The sequence below is a fragment of the Streptomyces sp. RPA4-2 genome (assembly GCF_012273515.2).
Classification (GTDB): domain Bacteria; phylum Actinomycetota; class Actinomycetes; order Streptomycetales; family Streptomycetaceae; genus Streptomyces; species Streptomyces kaempferi.
Window position 1 is genome coordinate 3,663,620 of the sequence record NZ_CP050975.2, and the last position, 19,935, is coordinate 3,683,554.

General features: G+C 71.1%; 17 protein-coding genes and 1 pseudogene. 10 read left to right on the forward strand and 8 right to left on the reverse strand.

Translation table 11 applies throughout. The annotated features are described in order from the left end of the window. Window positions 1-280 precede the first annotated feature (280 nt). The gene (locus HEP85_RS15925; protein WP_168528343.1) at window positions 281-886 is read right to left on the reverse strand and encodes a DUF2017 domain-containing protein; all 606 of its coding nucleotides are present in this window, start codon (window positions 884-886) and stop codon (window positions 281-283) included. Window positions 887-943: 57 nt separating this feature from the next. Beyond that, on the reverse strand, window positions 944-1,261 hold the full coding sequence (clpS, locus tag HEP85_RS15930; protein WP_168528344.1) for an ATP-dependent Clp protease adapter ClpS: 318 nt from the start codon (window positions 1,259-1,261) through the stop codon (window positions 944-946). Between the two features lie 173 nt (window positions 1,262-1,434). Here clpS and HEP85_RS15935 point away from each other — a divergent pair, with 173 nt between their 5' ends. Together HEP85_RS15935 and HEP85_RS15940 are read left to right on the forward strand one after the other, a co-directional pair. Next, window positions 1,435-2,763: a nicotinate phosphoribosyltransferase gene (locus HEP85_RS15935; RefSeq protein WP_168528345.1), complete on the forward strand. Its 1,329-nt coding sequence runs from the start codon at window positions 1,435-1,437 to the stop codon at window positions 2,761-2,763. A 377-nt stretch (window positions 2,764-3,140) separates the two neighbouring features. Then, entirely contained in the window at window positions 3,141-3,725 is a 585-nt protein-coding gene (locus HEP85_RS15940) for an isochorismatase family protein (RefSeq protein ID WP_168528346.1), read from the forward strand. 124 nt (window positions 3,726-3,849) lie between these two features. On the opposite strand, the gene HEP85_RS15945 is transcribed toward HEP85_RS15940, so the two are convergent. Beyond that, on the reverse strand, window positions 3,850-4,191 hold the full coding sequence (locus tag HEP85_RS15945) for a hypothetical protein (protein ID WP_168528347.1): 342 nt from the start codon (window positions 4,189-4,191) through the stop codon (window positions 3,850-3,852). Window positions 4,192-4,312: 121 nt separating this feature from the next. Continuing rightward, window positions 4,313-6,661 (reverse strand): immune inhibitor A domain-containing protein, encoded by a 2,349-nt coding sequence (locus tag HEP85_RS15950; RefSeq protein ID WP_168528348.1) that lies wholly within the window; start codon window positions 6,659-6,661, stop codon window positions 4,313-4,315. Window positions 6,662-7,156: 495 nt separating this feature from the next. On the opposite strand from HEP85_RS15950, the gene HEP85_RS15955 reads away from it, so the two are divergent. After that, the gene (locus HEP85_RS15955; protein WP_168528349.1) at window positions 7,157-7,453 is read left to right on the forward strand and encodes a hypothetical protein; all 297 of its coding nucleotides are present in this window, start codon (window positions 7,157-7,159) and stop codon (window positions 7,451-7,453) included. A gap of 86 nt (window positions 7,454-7,539) precedes the next feature. Here the strand turns inward: HEP85_RS15955 and HEP85_RS15960 are convergent, their stop codons facing one another. Next, on the reverse strand, window positions 7,540-8,328 hold the full coding sequence (locus HEP85_RS15960) for an RDD family protein (RefSeq protein WP_369657732.1): 789 nt from the start codon (window positions 8,326-8,328) through the stop codon (window positions 7,540-7,542). A 94-nt stretch (window positions 8,329-8,422) separates the two neighbouring features. Then, window positions 8,423-10,020: pseudogene (locus HEP85_RS15965) on the reverse strand (RDD family protein). Between the two features lie 256 nt (window positions 10,021-10,276). On the opposite strand from HEP85_RS15965, the gene HEP85_RS15970 reads away from it, so the two are divergent. Next, window positions 10,277-10,825, forward strand: a complete 549-nt coding sequence (locus HEP85_RS15970) for an SsgA family sporulation/cell division regulator (RefSeq protein ID WP_168528350.1) — start codon at window positions 10,277-10,279, stop codon at window positions 10,823-10,825. Between the two features lie 305 nt (window positions 10,826-11,130). On the opposite strand, the gene HEP85_RS15975 is transcribed toward HEP85_RS15970, so the two are convergent. Further along, complete coding sequence (locus HEP85_RS15975; RefSeq protein ID WP_168528351.1) at window positions 11,131-12,537, reverse strand: FAD-binding oxidoreductase; 1,407 nt, start codon at window positions 12,535-12,537, stop codon at window positions 11,131-11,133. A 92-nt stretch (window positions 12,538-12,629) separates the two neighbouring features. Here HEP85_RS15975 and HEP85_RS15980 point away from each other — a divergent pair, with 92 nt between their 5' ends. Beyond that, window positions 12,630-14,297 carry a tetratricopeptide repeat protein gene (locus tag HEP85_RS15980; RefSeq protein WP_369657733.1) on the forward strand — a complete coding sequence of 556 codons (1,668 nt, stop codon included), beginning with the start codon at window positions 12,630-12,632 and terminating at the stop codon, window positions 14,295-14,297. A 46-nt stretch (window positions 14,298-14,343) separates the two neighbouring features. Here the strand turns inward: HEP85_RS15980 and hppD are convergent, their stop codons facing one another. Then, window positions 14,344-15,498, reverse strand: coding sequence for a 4-hydroxyphenylpyruvate dioxygenase (gene hppD / locus HEP85_RS15985; protein WP_168528352.1), 1,155 nt, complete (start codon window positions 15,496-15,498; stop codon window positions 14,344-14,346). Window positions 15,499-15,620: 122 nt separating this feature from the next. Here hppD and HEP85_RS15990 point away from each other — a divergent pair, with 122 nt between their 5' ends. The 5 genes from HEP85_RS15990 to HEP85_RS16010 all read left to right on the forward strand — a co-directional run bounded on the left by HEP85_RS15990 (window position 15,621) and on the right by HEP85_RS16010 (window position 19,894). Beyond that, window positions 15,621-16,091: an Lrp/AsnC family transcriptional regulator gene (locus HEP85_RS15990; RefSeq protein ID WP_187285622.1), complete on the forward strand. Its 471-nt coding sequence runs from the start codon at window positions 15,621-15,623 to the stop codon at window positions 16,089-16,091. A gap of 21 nt (window positions 16,092-16,112) precedes the next feature. Continuing rightward, window positions 16,113-16,760 carry an ABC transporter permease gene (locus HEP85_RS15995; RefSeq protein ID WP_168528353.1) on the forward strand — a complete coding sequence of 216 codons (648 nt, stop codon included), beginning with the start codon at window positions 16,113-16,115 and terminating at the stop codon, window positions 16,758-16,760. A 67-nt stretch (window positions 16,761-16,827) separates the two neighbouring features. Beyond that, the gene (locus HEP85_RS16000) at window positions 16,828-18,036 is read left to right on the forward strand and encodes a betaine/proline/choline family ABC transporter ATP-binding protein (RefSeq protein ID WP_168533673.1); all 1,209 of its coding nucleotides are present in this window, start codon (window positions 16,828-16,830) and stop codon (window positions 18,034-18,036) included. Further along, window positions 18,033-18,929, forward strand: a complete 897-nt coding sequence (locus tag HEP85_RS16005) for an ABC transporter permease (protein ID WP_168528354.1) — start codon at window positions 18,033-18,035, stop codon at window positions 18,927-18,929. Before HEP85_RS16000 ends, HEP85_RS16005 begins: the two co-directional genes overlap by 4 nt. Next, complete coding sequence (locus HEP85_RS16010; RefSeq protein WP_168528355.1) at window positions 18,926-19,894, forward strand: glycine betaine ABC transporter substrate-binding protein; 969 nt, start codon at window positions 18,926-18,928, stop codon at window positions 19,892-19,894. The genes HEP85_RS16005 and HEP85_RS16010 overlap by 4 nt, the downstream gene beginning before the upstream one ends. The last annotated feature ends 41 nt before the right edge of the window (window positions 19,895-19,935 follow it).

Below are 19,935 nucleotides of genomic sequence, written 5' to 3' on the forward strand. Positions count from 1 at the left end.
GGCTTCGGATCGGGTTCCGATCCCCCCGGATTGATGGAGCGTGTGCCTGGCCGGCGATCCGCCGGCTCGGTGGCGCACCCGACCGGACGTGGGTGGTGTCCTGTCGGGCGGTCGTGAAGATTTATCACGACCGCAACGGACGGGGCGGGCGGCTCGTGTTGTGCACACCACAGGGAGAAGCGGACAAAGAGACCACAGTGCTAGATAGCAGGCCGCAACGGTGACGGGATCGTTATCCGGATTTGAGCGTCCCCTGAGCGAACGCCGAAATGGGGAGGGATCAGGGCAGAAGGGTCTCGACGAGCGTCTCCTGGAGACCGCCCAGCCAGAGGTACGCCATCACCATCGGCTTGCGCGGGTCCTCGTCGGGCAGGCGGTAGAGGAGGTCGGTGTCCTCCTCGTCGACGACGTCGAGCCGGGCACCGATCGCCAGCCGCAGGTCGTTGAGCGCGCGCAGCCACGACTCGGACTCCGGGACGGAGAGCTTGAGGACCGCGCCGCCGTCGCCCGCCGTGGTGAGCGCGTCGAGGCAGCGGATCACCACGAGGGCGTTCTCGCGCTTGCCCGCGCGCAGGTCGTTCTCGGTGAAGCGGCGGAACTCGGAGGAGTACGCCCGCTGTTCCTCGGCCTGCTCCGGCGAGGAGGCCTCGACGTCGGGGCCGCTGTAGGCGTCCGGGAAGAGGCGCTGGAGCACCGGGTCGGAGGGCGGTTCGCTGGGGCCCTCCGCGAACAGCTCCGCGAGCGGGTCGTCGGGGGCGTCCGCCGCGGGGCCGGGACCGATGAGCTCCAGGAGCTGCACGGCGAGGGAGCGGATGATGGAGATCTCGACCTCGTCGAGCGCGACGGCCGCGCCGCCGTCGGGGAGCGGTTCGAAGTGTCCTGGCATGGAGTGAGTCGCTACTTCCGGTCCTGCTCGCGGTTTCGGGGCTTTTCGGTGGTCCGGTTACTTCCGGTCCTGCTGGAGGGTGGCCCACAGACCGTAGCCGTGCATCGCCTGCACGTCGCGTTCCATCTCCTCGCGCGTGCCGCTGGACACGACCGCCCGGCCCTTGTGGTGGACGTCCATCATGAGCTTGGTCGCCTTGTCCTTGGTGTACCCGAAGTACGTCTGGAAGACATACGTCACGTAGCTCATGAGGTTGACCGGGTCGTTGTGCACGATCGTGACCCAGGGAACGTCCGGCTCGGGCACGGCGAAGACCTCCTCCGCCGACTCGGTCTTTTCGGTCTCTAGGGGTGCGGGAGCCGTCACACGGCCCATGCTGCCACCACAAGGGGGTGCCCGCACAAACGGGCCCGACAAACCGGACCCAGAAATCGTCAGAGTGACGAGATGGGGGTACGATCCCGTGCTGTGCGGCGATTGCGGGGGACGGCCCCCGGTCCCCCGGCGCCCTGCCGGCGACCCGCAGCGATGAGTGCGAGGAGAGCGCAGTGAATCCAGCGGACCTCGGACTGCCGGTGGACGTGCCCTCGACGGCGCTCTTCACCGACCAGTACGAGCTGACGATGTTGCAGGCCGCGCTGGCCGCCGGGACCGCCGAGCGGCGCTCGGTCTTCGAGGTCTTCACCCGGAGGCTTCCCGAGGGACGTCGCTACGGCGTCGTGGCGGGCACCGGGCGGGTCCTCGACGCCGTCGAGAACTTCCGCTTCGACGCCGACGTCCTCGGATTCCTGCGCGAGCGGGCCATCGTGGACGAGCCGACCCTGGAGTGGCTCGCCTCGTACCGCTTCCGCGGGGACGTCTGGGGCTATCCCGAGGGCGAGATGTACTTCCCGGGCTCGCCCGTCCTGCGGGTCGAGGGGTCCTTCGCGGAGTGCGTGCTCCTGGAGACCGTGGTCCTCTCGATCCTCAACCACGACTCGGCGATCGCGGCCGCCGCCTCCCGGATGTCCTCCGCCGCCGGCGATCGCCCGCTGATCGAGATGGGCGCCCGGCGCACCCACGAGCTGGCCGCGGTCGCCGCCGCGCGGGCCGCGTACGTGGGCGGTTTCACGACCACCTCCGACCTGGCGGCCGGCTTCCGCTACGGCATCCCGACCGTGGGAACCTCCGCGCACGCCTTCACGCTGCTGCACGACCACGAGCGGGACGCCTTCCAGGCCCAGGTGAACTCGCTAGGCCGGGGCACCACCCTGCTCGTCGACACGTACGACGTCGCCGAGGCCGTACGGACGGCCGTCGACATCGCCGGGCCCGAGCTCGGGGCGGTCCGGATCGACTCCGGGGACCTGCTGCTGGTCGCGCACCGGGTGCGGCAGCAGCTGGACGAGCTGGGGGCGACCGGGACGAGGATCGTCGTGACCTCGGACCTGGACGAGTACGCGATCGCCTCCCTGGCGGCGGCGCCGGTGGACGCGTACGGCGTCGGCACCCAGCTGGTGACGGGGTCCGGCCATCCCACCTGCTCGATGGTCTACAAGCTGGTCGCCCGTGCCGAGTCGGCGGACCCGAAGGCTCCGCTGGTGCCCGTGGCCAAGAAGTCGACCGGCGGCAAGACCTCCATCGGCGGGCGCAAGTGGGCGGCGCGGCGGCGTGACGAGCGCGGGTTCGCCGAGGCCGAGGTGATCGGGACCGGGCCGGTGCCCGGCGACCTCGCCGACCAGCAGCTCCTGGTCGAGATGGTCAAGGGCGGCCAGGTCGTCTCCCGGGAGCCGCTCGACATGGCCCGCGACCGGCACGCGGCCGCCCGTGCCCGTCTGCCGCTGTCGGCGACCCAGCTGTCGCGCGGGGAAGCGGTGATTCCCACGGAGTACGTCTGAGGATTTCCACGGAGTACGTCCGAGCAGCACACGGAGTACGTCCGAGCTGGACTACGCGTCCGTCGAGAAGACGTCTGCGCGGCGGCGCGTCCGGGGCGGCGCCCCGCTCCGCCGCCCCGGACCCGTCCGATACGCCCAGGGTGCGCCGGGGTGTGCGCGGGCAACGCCCTGGCGGTACCCGGCTTCTTCGGCCGCCCCCGGGCAAACACGAATGAACGGGCGGTCAGCGGGAATGCAACGGCAGCACGCACGAGTACAGCCGTCGGGGCCGACAGCAGTGATCCAACCCCTCCCGCGCCGCACGTGAAGCCTCCAGGCCGGCCCGACAGGCCGGGCCCCTATCCCCACACCGACCCCATAGTCGAAGGACACCGACCATGCGCCGCGCCTTGATCGTCGTAGACGTGCAGAACGACTTCTGCGAGGGAGGCAGCCTCGCGGTGGCCGGGGGCGCCGACGTGGCCGCCGCCGTCACGGAGCTGATCGGGCAGGCGCCCGCCGGCTACCGGCATGTCGTCGCCACCCGTGACCTCCACATCGCCCCCGGCGGCCACTTCGCCGACAACCCCGACTACGTCCACTCCTGGCCCGCGCACTGCGTGGCCGGCACCGAGGGGGTGGGGTTCCACCCGAACTTCGCCCCGGTGGTCGCCTCCGGCGCGATCGACGCCGTCTTCGACAAGGGCGCGTACGCGGCGGCCTACAGCGGATTCGAGGGCGCCGACGAGAACGGGGTCTCGCTGGGCGACTGGCTGCGGGCCCGCGAGATCGACGAGGTGGACGTGGTGGGCATCGCGACCGACCACTGCGTGCGGGCGACCGCGCTGGACGCGGTGCGGGACGGGTTCCGTACGCAGGTGCTGCTCGACCTCACGGCCGGGGTGTCCGAGGCGACCACGGAGCGGGCGCTGGAGGAGCTGCGGGAAGCGGGCGTCGAGCTGACCGGCAAGCCGGTCGTCTGAGGGCCGCCCCCTCCCGGTTCCCCGCGACCCGCCCGCCGCACGGCTGAGGGGCCACCCGTCCCACGGCCGAGGGCGGGGGCTCACGGCCGAGGGCCGGACGTCTCACATCTGAGAGTCGGGCGTCTCACGGCTGAGGGGCCGGGCGTCTCAGGAGGGCTCTGATCGGGTGCCAGAGCTCCTGGGACGGGACCGGGCACGCGACACCGTTGTCAGGGGCCGTGCGCCATATCAGGCCGTCGGGATGGTGCAGTACGGCCGTGATCTCGTCGGGCGTGGGCGGAGCCCCGTTGCCGCGGAGGTAGACGGCGCGCAGGCCCAGGTTGCGCAGGCGGGTCAGGGCGCGGGCCCGGTTCTGGGCGAGCACCAGGAAGCGCACACAGCCCAGCGCCGAGCCCGGCGGGCTGGGCAGGTTCAGCGCCACCACCACACTGCCGTTCGGCAGCTTGCAGAAACCTCCTGCGGCCATGCAGTCACACCCCCGTGCGTCCCGGTGTCAATAAGAAATCCACAGGACGCACCTAAACACGATCGGCCGCAACCCGCCAGGGGGTCACGGCCGATCATGCTCTGACCTGCTAAAACGTCACTTACTTCGCCGACCGGCCCACCAGGAGCGTGATCGTCGAGCCATCCTTGGGCTCCTTCACGATCCTGATCTTGGTGTTGGTGTCAGTGACCTTGACACCACCCGTGGGGTTCGCCGGGTCGTAATAAGAGTTCCTGCCGTCGTCGAAGACGGAGACCCCCTTCTGCGACTTGATCTTCAGCGCGACGTCGGCGTTGTGGAGCTTGAGCGCGTCCGTCGGATAGGTGCTGAAGGTCGAGTCGAAGGTCTGGATCTTGTTGCGGAGGATCGTTCCGTCGGTCCACTTCAGGGCCGTCGGGTGCGCGTCCACCGGCAGGATCAGACCCACGCCCGGGTGGGCGCTGGTGTTGTCGTCCGCCTGGGAGGTGTCCCACTTCCAGATCAGCAGGCCGTTCTGGTACGGGTAGTGCTCGACCCAGTCCGGACGCGTCGTCGAGAAGCCGAAGTTGTACGGGCCGACCTTGAGGGTCTTGTCGTACGAGACGTACTGGCGGTTCTCGGCGATGTAGTACTGCGCGTAGTCGTCGGAGAAGGACGCGCCGATCCGGGAGAACCCGGCGGCGGTCCACGCGGCGTCCGCGCTCTCCGCGTTGTCGGAGAAGAGCGGCGTGCCGTCGGCGGTGACGGTGATCTCGTCGGCCGTGAAGCCCTTCAACGCCACGCCACCGTCGCTCTGGTAGCGGAAGCGCAGGTCGATCTTCTTGCCCGCGTAGGCGTCGAGCGGGAACGACAGCTTCTTGTACGCGTCCACGGAGCCGGTCAGCGCGGGCTTGCCGCTGCCGTCACGCGGGATCGCGGCGCCGTCCACCGTGCCGTCGAGGGCGGTCCAGTTGGCGCCGCCGTCGGTGGACACCTCGGTGTAGAGGTAGTCGTAGTCCTGCTCGATGTCGTACCAGCCGTCGAGCGTCAGCGTGGCCGCGGCCTTGCCGGTGAGGTCGACCGATCGGGTCAGCGTGTTCTTGAGGTCGTTGCCGCTGCCGCTCCACCACTGGGTGGCGCCCTGTGCCGGGGTGACGACGGTGGTGGTGACCTTCTTGTCGGGCAGCGAGACCACGAGGGCCTGCCTGTTCTTGGTGTTGTACTCGGCGACGCCCAGCTTGTGCTCCGACGTCACGCCGGCCTTGGCCCGGTCGTAGTCGAGCCAGCCGAGCTGCAGCTTGTCCCAGGCGTTCATGTCGCCGGGCAGGTCGCCGATGGCGTTCTTGCCGGTGCCGAGCCAGGAACCGGCCGACATCAGCGTCCAGAATCCGGTGCCGTTCTCGCCGCCGCCGGAGGTGTCGTACTCGTCCGGAAGGCCGAGGTCGTGACCGTACTCGTGGGCGTAGACGCCGAGTCCGCCGTTCTCCGGCTGGATGGTGTAGTCGCCGACCCAGATGCCGGTGTCGCCGATCGCGGCGCCGCCGAGCTTGTTGCCGACCGGGCCGGTCGCGCCGGCGTCGGTGCCGAACGCGTACCAGCGGTGGGCCCAGATCGCGTCCTCGCCCTGCGCGCCGCCGCCCGCGGACTCGTCCTCACCGGCGTGCACGATCTGGAAGTGGTCGATGTAGCCGTCGGGCTCGTTGAAGTTGCCGTCGCCGTCGTAGTCGTAGCGGTCCCACTGGTCGTACTGGGCGAGGTCCGCCTTGATGGCGGCGTCGGACTTGCCGGCCGCCTTCTGGTCGGCGACCCAGGCGGTGACGCCGTCCTGGACCGCGTACCAAGCCCCGGTGGACGCCTTGTTGGAGCCGTAACGGGCCTCGTTGTAGGGGACCTTGACCCAGTCGGTGACCTCGCCGTCGACCGAGTAGCGGCCCGAGGACTGCTTCTCGTAGTACTTCTTCAGCGACTCGGCGTTCTTGCCGGTGCCGAAGTAGAGGTCCTGGAAGTGCTTCTGGTTGTAGTCCGCCTGCCACGCCGTGCTGTTGTCCTTGGCGCGGTCCGGCGCGGCTATCTGGTTGTGCAGCGGGCCGGCGGTGCCGCCGTAGCGGCTGTCGACCTGGTCGCCGAACTCGACGAGGATCGTGAAGATCCGGTCGGTCTTCTCACGGCCGAGCTCGACGTACTTGCTCTTGCCCTTGTTCTTGCCCTTGAGCTGGACGACGTGCGAGCCGTTGCGGTCCTGGACCTTGGCGTCGCCGGATATGACCTGGTCCAGGGCTTCTTTGCGCTGTGCGTCCTGGGTCTTGCTGAGCGGGCCGTCGAGGTCGTGGTCGACCTTGTTCCGGGCCGGCTGCGGGTCGTGGCGCTCCACGGCCGCCGCCGACGGCGCACCGTCGGCCTGCGCGACGGCGAACGTCGAGAACGTGGCGGTGGCCGCCGCGAGGGCGACGCCCACCGCGGCCGCTCTGAACGTCCATGGTCTGCTGGTCACTTGAAATCCTCCCCCGCGTCCGTCCGCGCGGATGGGGGGATCCCGGTGTCATGGAGCTCCGCGCGCGTATACGCGTGTCAAGTGACGACATTTGACCGGAGTTACCAAAGAAAAGACAGATCTTGACTTGCACAAGTCAACTGCACTATGTAGGAGCGCCCGTTCGGTATCCGAACCGCCCTGAGCGCACCCAACGGGCGCGTCCACACGTCCACTTGATGGACGCGGTGACTCCGTGCGCCCCCTGTGCACCGGCACCGTGGGTTAGGTCACGCTTACCGGGCGTTCCAGTCGGGCATGCAGGCGAATAGAGTCGATTGGCGCACCGTTGGAATGTCAACGGATCGACAGGTCGACAGCGTTGTCGTCCCGCGATTCACCGTTCCGTCCGAGCTCGCGGCTCCACCCGAGTTCGCAGCTCCACCCCCGTTGTTGTCCGCATCCTCCCCCATCTCGAGAGGCACGGGGGGAGTACCCCCACCCCGAGGAATCGCCATGCCTCGTCCGACCGCCGCACAGCTCGCCTACGGTTCCTGCACCGTGATCTTCTCCACGCTCGCCATGCTGCTGCTGTCTCAGACGAGTTCGGGCCTGGGGATCGCGGTGATCACCCTCTCGGCACTCGCTCTCGGACTGCTCGTCGCCGTAACGGTTCCGCTGCCGAAGCGCGCACCGTCGGCCGTCGCGGCCCCCGCCGTTCGGACGCGGGTTCCGGTGCGGCGCGAGACCGCGTCCGTCGCCGCGTCCGTCTCCGTGTCGTCCGAGCCCGTTCACGAACCGGCGGGTCCGTGACCCCACGCACGTCCGGCGGGCCCACGAAGCGCGGACCCGCCGTCCCGGTCAGCCGTCTCCTCGTGGAGTGCGGCTGATCGCGTGTGTCAGCCGGTGGCCACCACCACCGTCTTGGCCGCCTTGTCGTGCAGACCCTGCTTGTAGGGCTTGTCGAAGAAACTCCAGCCGCCCGCGATCGCGGTCCAGATGCACGCGCAGCAGAACGCGAACGGGATCCACAGCACCAGGGCGCGGATCAGCGAGGTCTGCGTGGAGGGTGTGGCGCCGTTTTCCAGGTCGGCCACCCGCATGTGGAACAGCTTCATGCCGAGGGTCTGCCCCGACTTGCGGATCAGGAAGGTGTCGTAGCCGGTGTAGAGCACCGCGGCGATCACGGACTGCCCGAGACCCTTGCCGTACTCGACCCGGTCCGCGTTCACGTTGTACTCGGTGACCCCGAACGCCCAGGACAGCAGCCACACCACGATGCCCACGATGATCATGTCGAGGATCCTCGCCAGCACGCGTTTACCACTGTCGGCGAGCGGCGGCATGCCCTCCAGCGGATCGCCGCCGTAGGGGCCGCCGGAGCCGTAGGGATCGCCGCCACCGGAGCCGTAGGAGCCGCCGCCCCCGGAGCCGTACGGACCGCCGCCGCCCGGACCGTAGGGACCCCCGCCGGGGGGCGGGGGCTGCTGACCGCCGTACGGCGGGGGCTGACTCCCGTACGGCGGCGTCCGGTTGTCGTGCGGGGAGTCGTACGGCGACCCCGACGGCGGCGGGGACGAGGTGCCGTCGTACGGGGAGCCGCCGCCCTCAGCCGGCGGGGGCTGCTTCTTGAACGGGTCTTCCTCCGGTGGCTGCCCGGAGCCGGGGGGCGGCGGTTCGCTGCTCATGGCCCGAGTCGACCGCGAACCCTCCGGCTCCGCATCCCGCGAGCGGCCGTCCGGGGGACCGCGGAGCCCGGCGGCCGGACGGCCGCGTCGACGCCTAGGCGGAGGGCGGCCGGGCGGCCACGAAGGTGTGGGCCGCCTTGTCGTGCCAGCACTGCCTCCAGGGCTTGTCGAACAGGCACCACAGCACGCCCACGACACCGATGACCAGGACGCCGGGAACGCTGTAGACGAGCCAGCGGCGCAGCGCCGGACCGAAGGACGGGGGTTCATGGCCCTCGATGTCCCGGACCTCGATGCCGCACAGCTTCTTGCCGAGGGTGCGGCCCCACCGGGCGGTGGGCAACGCGTCGTAGACCACGCCGAACAGGAGCAGGACGGCGAGGCAGACGCCCAGGTAGCCCGCGGTCGTGCCGTCCAGCAGCCAGACCGTCACGGTCTGCCCGGACCGCTTGGCGGCGTCGATCTTCTCGTTGACGTGGTCGATCGCCTTGGTGCCCAGCGGTACGGCGGCCACGGCGGTGACGGTGGCCAGCACCGCGGTGTCCACGATCCGGGCCGCCAGCCGTCTGCCCAGGGCCGCGGGCCGTGCCGCGGAGTGGCGGCGGGCGGCGGCCTGGAACACGTCGTCGACCGGCGGCTTCCAGGGGCGACGGGCCCCTCGTCGCCCGCGAGCCGGTGCACCTGCTGGGCCCAGGAGGGCTGTCCGCCACCGGTGCCGCTCGACAGCGGCGTGGCGGCGGGGCCGGTGGACTGCTGGGGGACGGCCGGGGGCCGGCTGCTGGGCGGCAGCGGCTCTGGCCGCTTGGGCGGCGGCCTGCCCGGCGCCGAAGCCGCCCCCGGCGCCGGTGGGGCCGTCTCGGGCGTGGCCGCCCCCGGCGCGCCGCCCGCCGGGGCCGTGCTCCCCTCCCGCGCCCCGCCCTGCTGCTCCGTGCGCGGGGAGCGCGCGCGGAAGGTCATGGTGCCCTCGGTGGGGACGGGGTCCTGGGTGCCCGGGGTACCGGTGGCCGCGGACGGTCCCGGGGCCGCCTGCCGCCCCGGGGTACGGCCGAACTGCGCGCCGCTCGCCGCGGCCGTGCCGGGGTCCGCGGCCCCCGCGGGGCCGGTCGCCGCGCCGGGGCCCGCCGTCGCGGGCCGGCGGCGGAAGACGAAGGTGCCGTCGGGCGCCGGGGGCTCCGAGCCGGCCGCCTGGTCCGTGGGCTCGATCGTCGCCGTGCCGTCCGTGTGCGGGGTCTCGCCGCCGGGCGGCCGGACCGCTTCGGCGGGCTCCGCCGCGCGCGACAGACGCGGGTCGGCACCCTGGGGCGCCCCCCAGGACACCCGCCGGTCCTGCTCGCCGCCGAAACCGGACTGCCGCGAGCGGTCGGCGCCCCACGCGGTCGCGGGCTCGGGTCTGCTGCCGTGCTGCGCCTCGGCCGGGGTCACCCGCCGCGGCTCGGCTGCCGGCCCGGGGTCCTCGTCGAAGAAGTGCGGTCCCGTCTCCTCGGTGGGCGCCGGTGCCGGAGCGGGTACGGGAGCCACCGGGCGCGTGCCGGGCGGCGGCGCGAGCGGCACGCCGTCGGACGGCGCGGGACGGCTCGTGCCCGGTACCCAGGCGGCACCGTTCCAGTACCGGACATATCCAGGAATGGAGGGGTCCGGGTAATACCCTTCGCGGGGCCTGTCGTCACCGGGTGCCGGGGTTGGGGCGCTCATGTCCGTCGTCCCGTATCTGCTCGGGGGTCTTTTGGGGGCTCCACATCTATCAGACCCACGCCCTCGTCAGCGGCGCTCCCGCGGTACCCACCTCTTTCGGGCAAGGATCCGCCACTTCCGATCACCGCCCGCACGGTCGGCCCCGGTACGCCCGCCAAAAGATTTCTCCGAACCCGCGTAATGGTTCCGCGCCACCGCGCTCTCCACTCGTACGGACCCGCCCCGGAGGCCCGTAGACGAAGGGAAGCGCACCGACATGCACACCGTGGTGGAACGCGAACTCGAACTGCGCCTCGTCCTGTCCCCCGAGCGCAGCATCCCCGTACCGGCCCGGCTCAGCTACCGCTCCGACGACCCGTACGCCGTCCACATCACCTTCCACATCGGCTCGGACCATCCGGTCAGCTGGACCTTCGCCCGCGAACTGCTCGTCGAGGGGGTGTTCCGGCCGTGCGGGCACGGCGATGTGCGCGTGTGGCCGACGAAGGTCGGGGGACGCGGCGTCGTACTGATGGCGCTCACCTCACCCGACGGCGACGCGCTGCTGGAGGCGCCGGCCGCACAGGTGTCCGCCTGGCTGGAGCGCACCCTGCGGGCGGTTCTGCCGGGGTCCGAGGGCGAGCAGCTCGGCATCGACGACGGTCTCGCCGAACTGCTCGCGCCCTCCCCCAGGCTCTCGGCCTCTCCCCCGTGTTCGGCCTCGCGTGAGCGCGGGGACCTCCATGACCAGCCGGGATCCCCGTCGGCCGACGAGTTGTGGCTGCGCGACCCGTGGCCGTCGGACGAGTCGGAGGACGGGGAGTGAACCGGCGTGGGCACGGCGGCGCCCCCGCGCCCGGCCGGATCCGGTGCCCTGACGGGCTCCGGTGCCGCGGCGCCAGGGCGTGTCGCGAGAGTCCCGCCCGCCGCACGACGCCCTAAGGGCTGTCCCGTAATCCCCGGCGGGCGCACGACGACAGCTACGGCACTCCCCCGAGCTCTTCGAGCAGGGGGGACCCCCACGCCGCGTTGTCGGATCGCCCGAATACACCCATCATGAGGACGACCCTCCGCCTTGCGATGACCGCATCCGACGCCGCGCGTTGACCCACCGGGGATTACGGGACAGCCCTAGAACACCTTGCCCGGGTTGAGGATCCCGAGCGGGTCGAACGCGGCCTTGACGGCGCGCTGCATCTCCACCCCGACCGGCCCGATCTCGCGGGCCAGCCACTCCTTCTTCAGGACGCCGACCCCGTGTTCGCCGGTGATCGTGCCGCCGAGTTCCAGTCCGAGGGCCATGATCTCGTCGAAGGACTCGCGGGCGCGCCGGGACTCGTCGGGGTCGGTGGCGTCGAAGCAGACGGTGGGGTGGGTGTTGCCGTCGCCGGCGTGCGCGCAGACGCCGATGGTCAGGGCGTACTTCTCCGCGACGCGCTCGATGCCGTCGAGCATGTCGCCGAGCCGGGAACGCGGCACGCACACGTCGTCGATCATCGTGGTGCCCTTGACCGCTTCGAGTGCGGTGAGGGACAACCGCCGGGCCTGGAGGAGGAGTTCGGATTCCGCCGCGTCCTCCGCCGGTACCACCTGGGTGGCGCCCGCGGCCTCGCACAGCGCGCCCACGGCGGCGAGGTCGGCCGCCGGGTCGTGGGTGTCGAAGGCGGCGAGGAGAAGCGCCTCGGTGGTCTCCGGGAGGCCCATGTGGGCCAGGGCGTTGACCGCCTTCACCGTCGTACGGTCCATCAGTTCGAGGAGGGAGGGCACGTGGCCGCCCTCCATGATCCGGCAGACGGCGTCGCAGGCGGCCCGCGCGGACCCGAACTCGGCGGCCAGCACGAGCTGTTGGGGCGGCCGCGGTTTCAGGGCCAGCACCGCCCGTACGACGATGCCGAGCGAGCCCTCGGATCCGACGAGGAGCCGGGTGAGGTCGTAGCCGGCGACGCCCTTCGCGGTACGGCGGCCGGTGCTCATCAGCCGTCCGTCGGCGAGCACGACGTCCAGGCCGAGGACGTACTCGGCGGTCACCCCGTACTTCACGCAGCACAGGCCGCCGGAGGCGGTGCCGATGTTGCCGCCGATCGTGCACATCTCCCAGCTGGAGGGGTCCGGCGGATAGTACAGGCCGTGTTCGTCGACCGCGCGCGAGAGCGTGGCGTTGACGACGCCGGGTTCGACGACGGCGATGCGGTCGACGGGACTGATCTCGAGGATCCGGTCCATCTTCACCAGGGAGAGCACGATGCAGCCGTCCGAGGCGTTCGCGGCGCCGGACAGCCCGGTGCGGGCGCCCTGCGGGACGACCGGGATCCGCAGGGCGGTCGCGGTGCGCATGACGTGCTGGACCTGTTCGACGGTGCGCGGCAGGACGACGACGGCCGGTGTGCCGGCCTCGCAGAAGCTCGCCATGTCGTTGGCGTACGAGACCGTGACGTCCGGGTCCGTGAGGACCGCCTCGCTCGGCAGGCCCGCCAGGAGGCGGTCGACGAGGGTGCCGGTGACGTCGTCGCGCGGGGCTTCGATACGGCTCATGATCACAGCGTCGCACTCGGGGCCATCGGTGTGAACCCCGTCTGCCGCACCCTTCGCGTGCCGGGATGTGGTCGTCGTACTGGCGCATGGTGAGCGGCATGGAGATCGAACAGCGACAGCGGATCCTCACCGCGCCGCCGGGACCCCGCGTACGCTCCGGACGGCGCCGCTCCCGTGCCGCCCGGCGCGCGCTGATCGGCGTGGTCGCGGGCTGTGCCGTCTTCGGCGGGGCGATGGTGATGCTGCCCTCCGGCGGGTTCACTCCGACGCCGGCCGCCCCGGGGCCGGTGGCCGGGGCGATGACGGCGGTGACGGCCGGGGTGCCGGTGTCGCTGCGGGATCTGGCGGCGCTCGTCGGCGACCGCGAGGCGTATCTGCGCACCCATCCGCGGGACGCGGAGTCCTGGGCGGTCCTCGGGACGGCGTACGTGGAGCAGGGGCGGCGCACCGCCACGCCCGGCTACTTCCCGAAGGCCGAGCGGGCGCTGCGTACGTCGCTGACGGCGGGGCCGACGCGGAACCTGGCCGCGCTGCGGGGGCTGGCCGCGCTCGCCAACGCCCGCGGCGACTTCCGCAAGGGCCGCGAGTGGGGGGAGACGGCGCGCAAGCTGGCGCCCAAGGAGTGGACGACGTATCCGCTGCTGATCGACTCGTGCCGGGGTCTCGGCGACTACAAGGCGAGCCGCAAGGCGCTGGAGAAGCTGCAGGCGCTGCACTCCGGGCCACCGGTGCTGGCCCGGGCCGCCCAGGTGTACTGGGACCGGGGCTGGCGCGAGGACGCGGTGGCGGCGCTCTCGGACGCGGCGGCGGGCGCGCGGACGCCGACCGAGCGGGCGGTCTGGCTGACGGAGGCCGGCCGGCTGGCGTGGGAGCGCGGGGACCGTGAGGTGTCGCTGCACTCCTACGAGGGCGCGCTGCGCATCGACCGGGCCGAACCGGCCGCGCTCGCCGGGCGGGGGCGTGCGCTGGCGTCACTCGGGCGCGTACCGGAGGCGCTCCGCGCGTATCAGGCGGCGTTCGCCGGGAGGCCCGCGCCGGGGTACGCGCTGGAGCTGGGCGAGCTGTACCAGTCGCGGGGGCTCGACTCGGCGGCGCGGGCGCAGTACGGCCTGGTGCAGACGCGGGTACGGACGGAGACCGCGGGCGGTGTCGACGACACGCTGGTCCTCGGGCTGTTCGAGGCGGACCACGGGGATGCGTCGGAGGCGGTGAAGCGGCTGCGCGCGGAGTGGAAACGGCAGCCGGGTATCGGCGTCGCGGACGCGCTGGGGTGGGCCCTGCACCGGGACGGGAAGAACAAGGAGGCGCTGAAGTTCGCGGAGCGGGCGACGGACAAGGAGCACGGCGGCGGGGTGCGCAGCGCGCTGTACGTCTATCACCGGGGGCAGATCGAACGCGGCCTGGACCTGACCGGGTCCGCCCGCCGGCATATCGCCGAGGCCCTCCAGATCAATCCGTACTTCTCCCCCGTTCTCGCTCCCCTGGCCCGGCGGACGCTGGACACGCTGGGCGAGCCGTCCACGTCGTCCACGTCGCTCCCGAGCGAGCTGGAGGAGGACCCGGCGTTCCCGGAACCAGAGGTCCCGGAACCCGACCGCACCTCACCGGCCGGTTCCGCGCCGGCCGAGTCCACCCCGTCCGTCCCGGCCCCTGCCGGGTCGTACGAGGCACCGGCTCCGGTGCCGTCGGAGTCGGCGGCCGACCCGGCCGGCGACGGCCGGGGACCGGAACCCGCGCCCGCGCCCCGCCGCACCGCCCCGCACTGACCGGGCGGGTGGTACGGCGGGCGGGCGGCGCCGCCGCAAGGCGTCGCTACAGGTTGCCGCGCTTCTCCTGCTCGCGCTCGATCGCCTCGAACAGGGCCTTGAAGTTGCCCTTGCCGAAGCCCATCGAGCCGTGCCGCTCGATCATCTCGAAGAAGACGGTCGGACGGTCCTGGACCGGCTTGGTGAAGATCTGGAGCAGATAGCCGTCCTCGTCGCGGTCGACGAGGATCTTCAGTTCGCGCAGGGTGTCGACGGGCACGCGGGTGTCGCCGGCCCACTCGCCGAGGGTGTCGTAGTACGAGTCGGGCGTGTCGAGGAACTGGACCCCGGCCGCGCTCATGGTCCGTACGGTCTCGACGATGTCGTTGGTGTTTAGCGCGATGTGCTGGACGCCCGCGCCGCCGTAGAACTCCAGGTACTCGTCGATCTGGGACTTCTTCTTGGCGATGGCCGGCTCGTTGATCGGGAACTTGACCTTGAGCGTGCCGTCGGCGACGACCTTCGACATCAGGGCGCTGTACTCGGTCGCGATGTCGTCGCCCACGAACTCCTTCATGTTCGTGAAGCCCATGACCTTGTTGTAGAAGCCGACCCACTCGTTCATGCGGCCGAGCTCGACGTTGCCGACACAGTGGTCGACGGCCTGGAAGGTGCGCCGGGCGGGCGGCTCGACGATCGGGGCGGCGGCCGTGTACCCGGGCAGGTAGGGACCGTCGTACCCGGTCCGCTCGACGAGCGTGTGCCGGGTCTCGCCGTACGTGGCGATCGCGGCCAGCACGACGGTGCCGTTCTCGTCCTTCAGCTCGTACGGCTCGGTGAGCGGGCGTGCGCCGTGCTCGACGGCGTACGCGAACGCGGCGCGCGCGTCCGGGACCTCGATGGCGAGGTCGACGACCCCGTCGCCGTGCGCCGCCACGTGCTCGGCCAGGAAGTGGCCCCAGGGGGTGGAGGGCCTGATCACCGAGGTGAGGACGAAGCGCGCGGAGCCGTTCTCCAGGACGTACGACGCCGTCTCGCGGCTGCCGTTCTCCGGCCCGGAGTAGGCGACCAGCCGCATGCCGAACGCGGTGGAGTAGTAGTGCGCGGCCTGCTTGGCGTTGCCCACGGCGAAGACGACGGCGTCCATTCCCTTGACCGGGAAGGGATCGGCCTGCCGGGCGGTGTCGGGAGTCTGTTCTGGGTTCGCGTCGATGAGGGACATGGCCGCAGGCTCTCGCCCTTCCACAAGGTGCGCAATAGTTTGCGTATCGGCTGGGCAATGTGTTCAGCGGCCTGCCGCGAACGGCGGGCGGTCTGTACAGGATGACCACTCCGGAGGCACCCATGGCGATCGATCATCTGGACGGCCGGCTCATCGTGCTGCTGGCGCGGGAGCCGCGGATCGGCGTCCTGGAGATGTCCCGGCGGCTGGGGGTCGCGCGCGGCACGGTGCAGGCCCGGCTGGACCGTCTTCAGTCGAATGGAGTCATCCGGGGATTCGGCCCGCAGGTGGATCCGGCGGCGCTCGGGTACCCCGTGACGGCCTTCGCGACGCTGGAGATCCGGCAGGGGCAAGGCCCCGACGTACGGGCGCACTTGGCGACCGTCCCGGAGGTGCTGGAGCTGCACACGACCACCGGCAGCGGGGACATGCTGTGCCGGCTGGTGGCCCGCTCGAACGCCGATCTCCAGCGGGTGATCGACCGGGTCGTCGGTTTTGATGGCATCGTCCGGGCCTCCACGGCGATCGTCATGGAGAACGCCGTGCCGCTGCGGATCATCCCGCTGGTGGAACAGGCGGCGGCCGAGCACTGACCGACGACAGGGTGAGGCGGCGTGAACTTCTGGGAGTACCTGAGCAACCGCCATCAGCAGTTGCTCATGGACGCGTACCAGCACGCCAGCGTGGTCTTCCAGTGCATGGTCGTCGCGACCCTCATCGGCGTGGTGCTCGGTGTGGTCACCTACCGCAGCGACTGGGCGGGCGGCCTCGCCACGGTCACCACCTCCTCCATCCTGACCGTCCCGTCGCTCGCCATGATCGGCCTGCTGATCCCGATCGTGGGTCTGGGTGTCCCGCCCACCGTGATCGCGCTGACGCTGTACGGACTGCTGCCGGTCGTACGCAACTCGATCGTGGGCCTGCGCGGGGTCGACCCCGCGCTGGTGGACGCCGCGAAGGGCATCGGCATGTCACGGGTGGCGCGGCTGCTGAAGGTCGAGCTGCCGCTCGCCTGGCCGCCGATCCTCACCGGCATCCGGGTCTCCACACAGATGCTGATGGGCATCGCGGCCATCGCGGCCTACGCCTCCGGGCCCGGCCTCGGCAACGAGATCTTCCGTGGCATCGGGTCCCTGGGCAGCAAGAACGCGCTCAACCAGGTACTCGCGGGCACGGTCGGGATCATCATCCTGGCGCTGCTGTTCGACGCCGCGTACGTGCTCGTCGGGCGGCTGACCATCCCGAGGGGGATCCGTGGCTGAGACGACCGAGGCCGGGCGGGACGGGCACGCCGCCGCTGTCGCGCACACGTCCACGACCGGCGCCACCATCGAACTGGAGCACCTCACCAAGCGCTATCCGGGCAGCAGTGACCCCGCCGTGGACAGCGTCAACATGGAGATCAAGGCGGGCGAACTCGTCGTCTTCGTCGGCCCGTCCGGGTGCGGCAAGTCCACCACACTCAAGATGATCAACCGGCTGATCGAACCGACCGGCGGCCGCATCCGCATCGGCGGCGAGGACGTCACCGACATGGACCCGGTGAAGCTGCGCCGCAGGATCGGGTACGCGATCCAGTCGTCCGGGCTCTTCCCGCACATGACGGTCGCCCAGAACATCGCCCTCGTACCGAAGATGGTCGGCTGGCCGAAGTCGCGGATCCGGGCGCGGGTCGAGGAGATGCTGGACCTGGTCGGCCTCGACCCGGGCGAGTTCCAGGGCCGCTATCCGCGTCAGCTCTCCGGCGGCCAGCAGCAGCGGGTGGGCGTGGCGCGGGCGCTGGCCGCCGACCCGCCCGTCCTGCTCATGGACGAGCCCTTCGGCGCCGTGGACCCGATCACCCGCGACCATCTCCAGGACGAGCTGATCCGGCTCCAGCGCGAGCTGCACAAGACGATCGTCTTCGTCACGCACGACTTCGACGAGGCGATCAAGCTGGGCGACCGGATCGCCGTCCTGCGCGAGCGCTCGCACATCGCGCAGTTCGACACCCCTGAGGCGATCCTCACCAACCCCGCCGACGACTTCGTGTCGGGGTTCGTGGGAGCCGGCGCGGCGCTGAAGCGGCTCAACCTCACCCGGGTGCGGGACGTGGAGATCACCGACTATCCGACGGTCACCGTCAACGACCGGCTCCAGGAGATCTTCAACAAGCTCCGGAGCAGCGGGACGAACGAGATCCTGCTCCTCGACAAGCGGCGCCGTCCCTACAAGTGGCTGCGGCGCGGCGACCTGATGCGGGCCAAGGGTTCGCTGGCGCGGGCGGGCACGCTGGTCCACGACACGGTGACCCGGGACGCCACGCTGCGGGACGCGCTGGAGGCCGTGCTCACCGACAACACCGGCCGGGTCGCGGTGACGGGGCGGCGCGGCGAGTACATCGGTGTCGTCGACATGGAGACGCTGATGAACTCCGTGCACGAGCTGCTGGAGGAGGACCGGCTCGAGGCGATGGAGCACCAGCACGAACTGGAGGACGCGCGCGCCCAGCAGACCCACTTCGAGCAGGAGGGTCCGGGCGGGGAGGCGAAGGCATGAGGACTCCCCCGCCCGGCCGCAGGCCCGAGGGCGAGCACGAGGTCAAAGGGCTCGCGTTCCGGGACGACGGCGCGTTCCCCGACGACGAGGTCCTCCCCGGGGACGCCGGCCTCCCGGACGAGCGGGAGCCCGTGCCACCGCCCGCCGCGCCGCGGCGCCGGATCACCTGGCAGAAGCTGACCGTCCTGCCGGCGGTGCTGGCGGCCGTGCTGCTGGCCACCTGGCTGTGGTTCCAGCAGGCCGCCCTCGACCCCATCTCCAGGAACGCGCTGTCGAACGGGCAGGTGTCGAAGGCCCTGTGGCAGCAGATCGAACTGACCGTGATCTCGACGTTCTTCGTGCTGATCATCGCGATCCCGCTGGGTGTCCTGCTCACCCGCGGGATGTTCCGGAAGGCGAGCCCGGTCGCGATGGCCTTCGCCAACATGGGGCAGGCCACCCCGGCCATCGGTCTGCTGGCGCTGCTGGTCATCTGGCTCGGCACCGGGCAGAAGGCGGCCCTGATCGGCATCACCGTCTACGCCATCCTGCCGGTCCTCTCCAACACGATCGCGGGTCTGAAGGCCAACGACCCGACGCTCCTGGAGGCCGCGCGCGGTATCGGCATGTCCCCGATGGGTGTCCTGTCCCGCGTCGAACTCCCGCTGGCCGTCCCGCTGATCCTGGCCGGTGTCCGCACGGCCCTGGTCCTGAACGTGGGTACGGCCACGCTGGCCACCTTCGGCGGGGGCGGCGGCCTCGGCGTCCTGATCACCACCGGCATCACCAACCAGCGGATGCCGGTCCTGGTGCTCGGTTCGGTCCTCACCGTGACGCTCGCGCTGCTCGTGGACTGGCTGGCCTCGCTGGCCGAACTGCTGCTGCGGCCGCGGGGGCTGGAGGCGGGCTCATGAGGCGGACGGGTCCGCGCGCGCTGCTGGCCGGTGCGCTGGTGCTTCTCTCCGGCTGCGGTCTGACCAGCGGTTCCCCCATGGTCGACGACGTCGGGCCCGGCTCCATCGGGCAGGGGCTGCCGCTCAAGGGCGCGCATCTCACGGTGACGTCGAAGGAGTTCACCGAGCAGCTGATCCTCGGCGCGATCATGGGTATCGCCTTCCAGGCGGCCGGTGCGGAGGTCCTCGACCGGACCGGGATCCAGGGGTCGATCGGTGCCCGGGAGGCCGTCAAGAGCGGCGACGCGGACGGCATGTACGAGTACACGGGCACCGCCTGGATCACGTACCTCGGCAACAGCAAGCCCATCCCCGACCCGCGGAAGCAGTGGCAGGCGGTGCGCGACGCCGACCTGAGGAACGGGATCACCTGGCTGCCGCCGTCCGCCCTCAACAACACCTACGCGCTGGCCATGAACCAGGCCAACTTCCGGAAGTACGGCACGAAGACGCTCTCCGACGTGGCCGCGCTGTCCAGGAAAGACCCCGGCGCGGTCACGCTCTGCGTGGAGAGCGAGTTCGCCAACCGGGCCGACGGGCTGCCGGGCATGGAGAAGGCGTACGGGATGAGCGTGCCCGCGAAGAACATCACACAGATGGACACCGGGATCATCTACACCCAGGTGGCGAAGGGGAGTTGCACGTACGGGGAGGTGTTCACCACGGACGGGCGCATCCGCTCGATGCACCTGGCCGTGATGGCGGACGACAAGAAGTTCTTCCCCAACTACAACGCGGCGCCCGCGATCAACTCCCGGGCGCTGAAGCGATATCCGGCGATCGCCCGGGTCCTCGACCCGGTGACGAGGAAGCTGGACAACACGGTGGCGCAGGAGTTGAACGCCAAGGTGGACGTGCAGGGGCAGGATCCGCACGAGGTGGCACTGGACTGGATGACGGCGGAGGGGTTCGTGAAACAGGGCTGAGGCCCTGACGCGACCCTTCCGGAGACCCTAGTTGCAAAGAA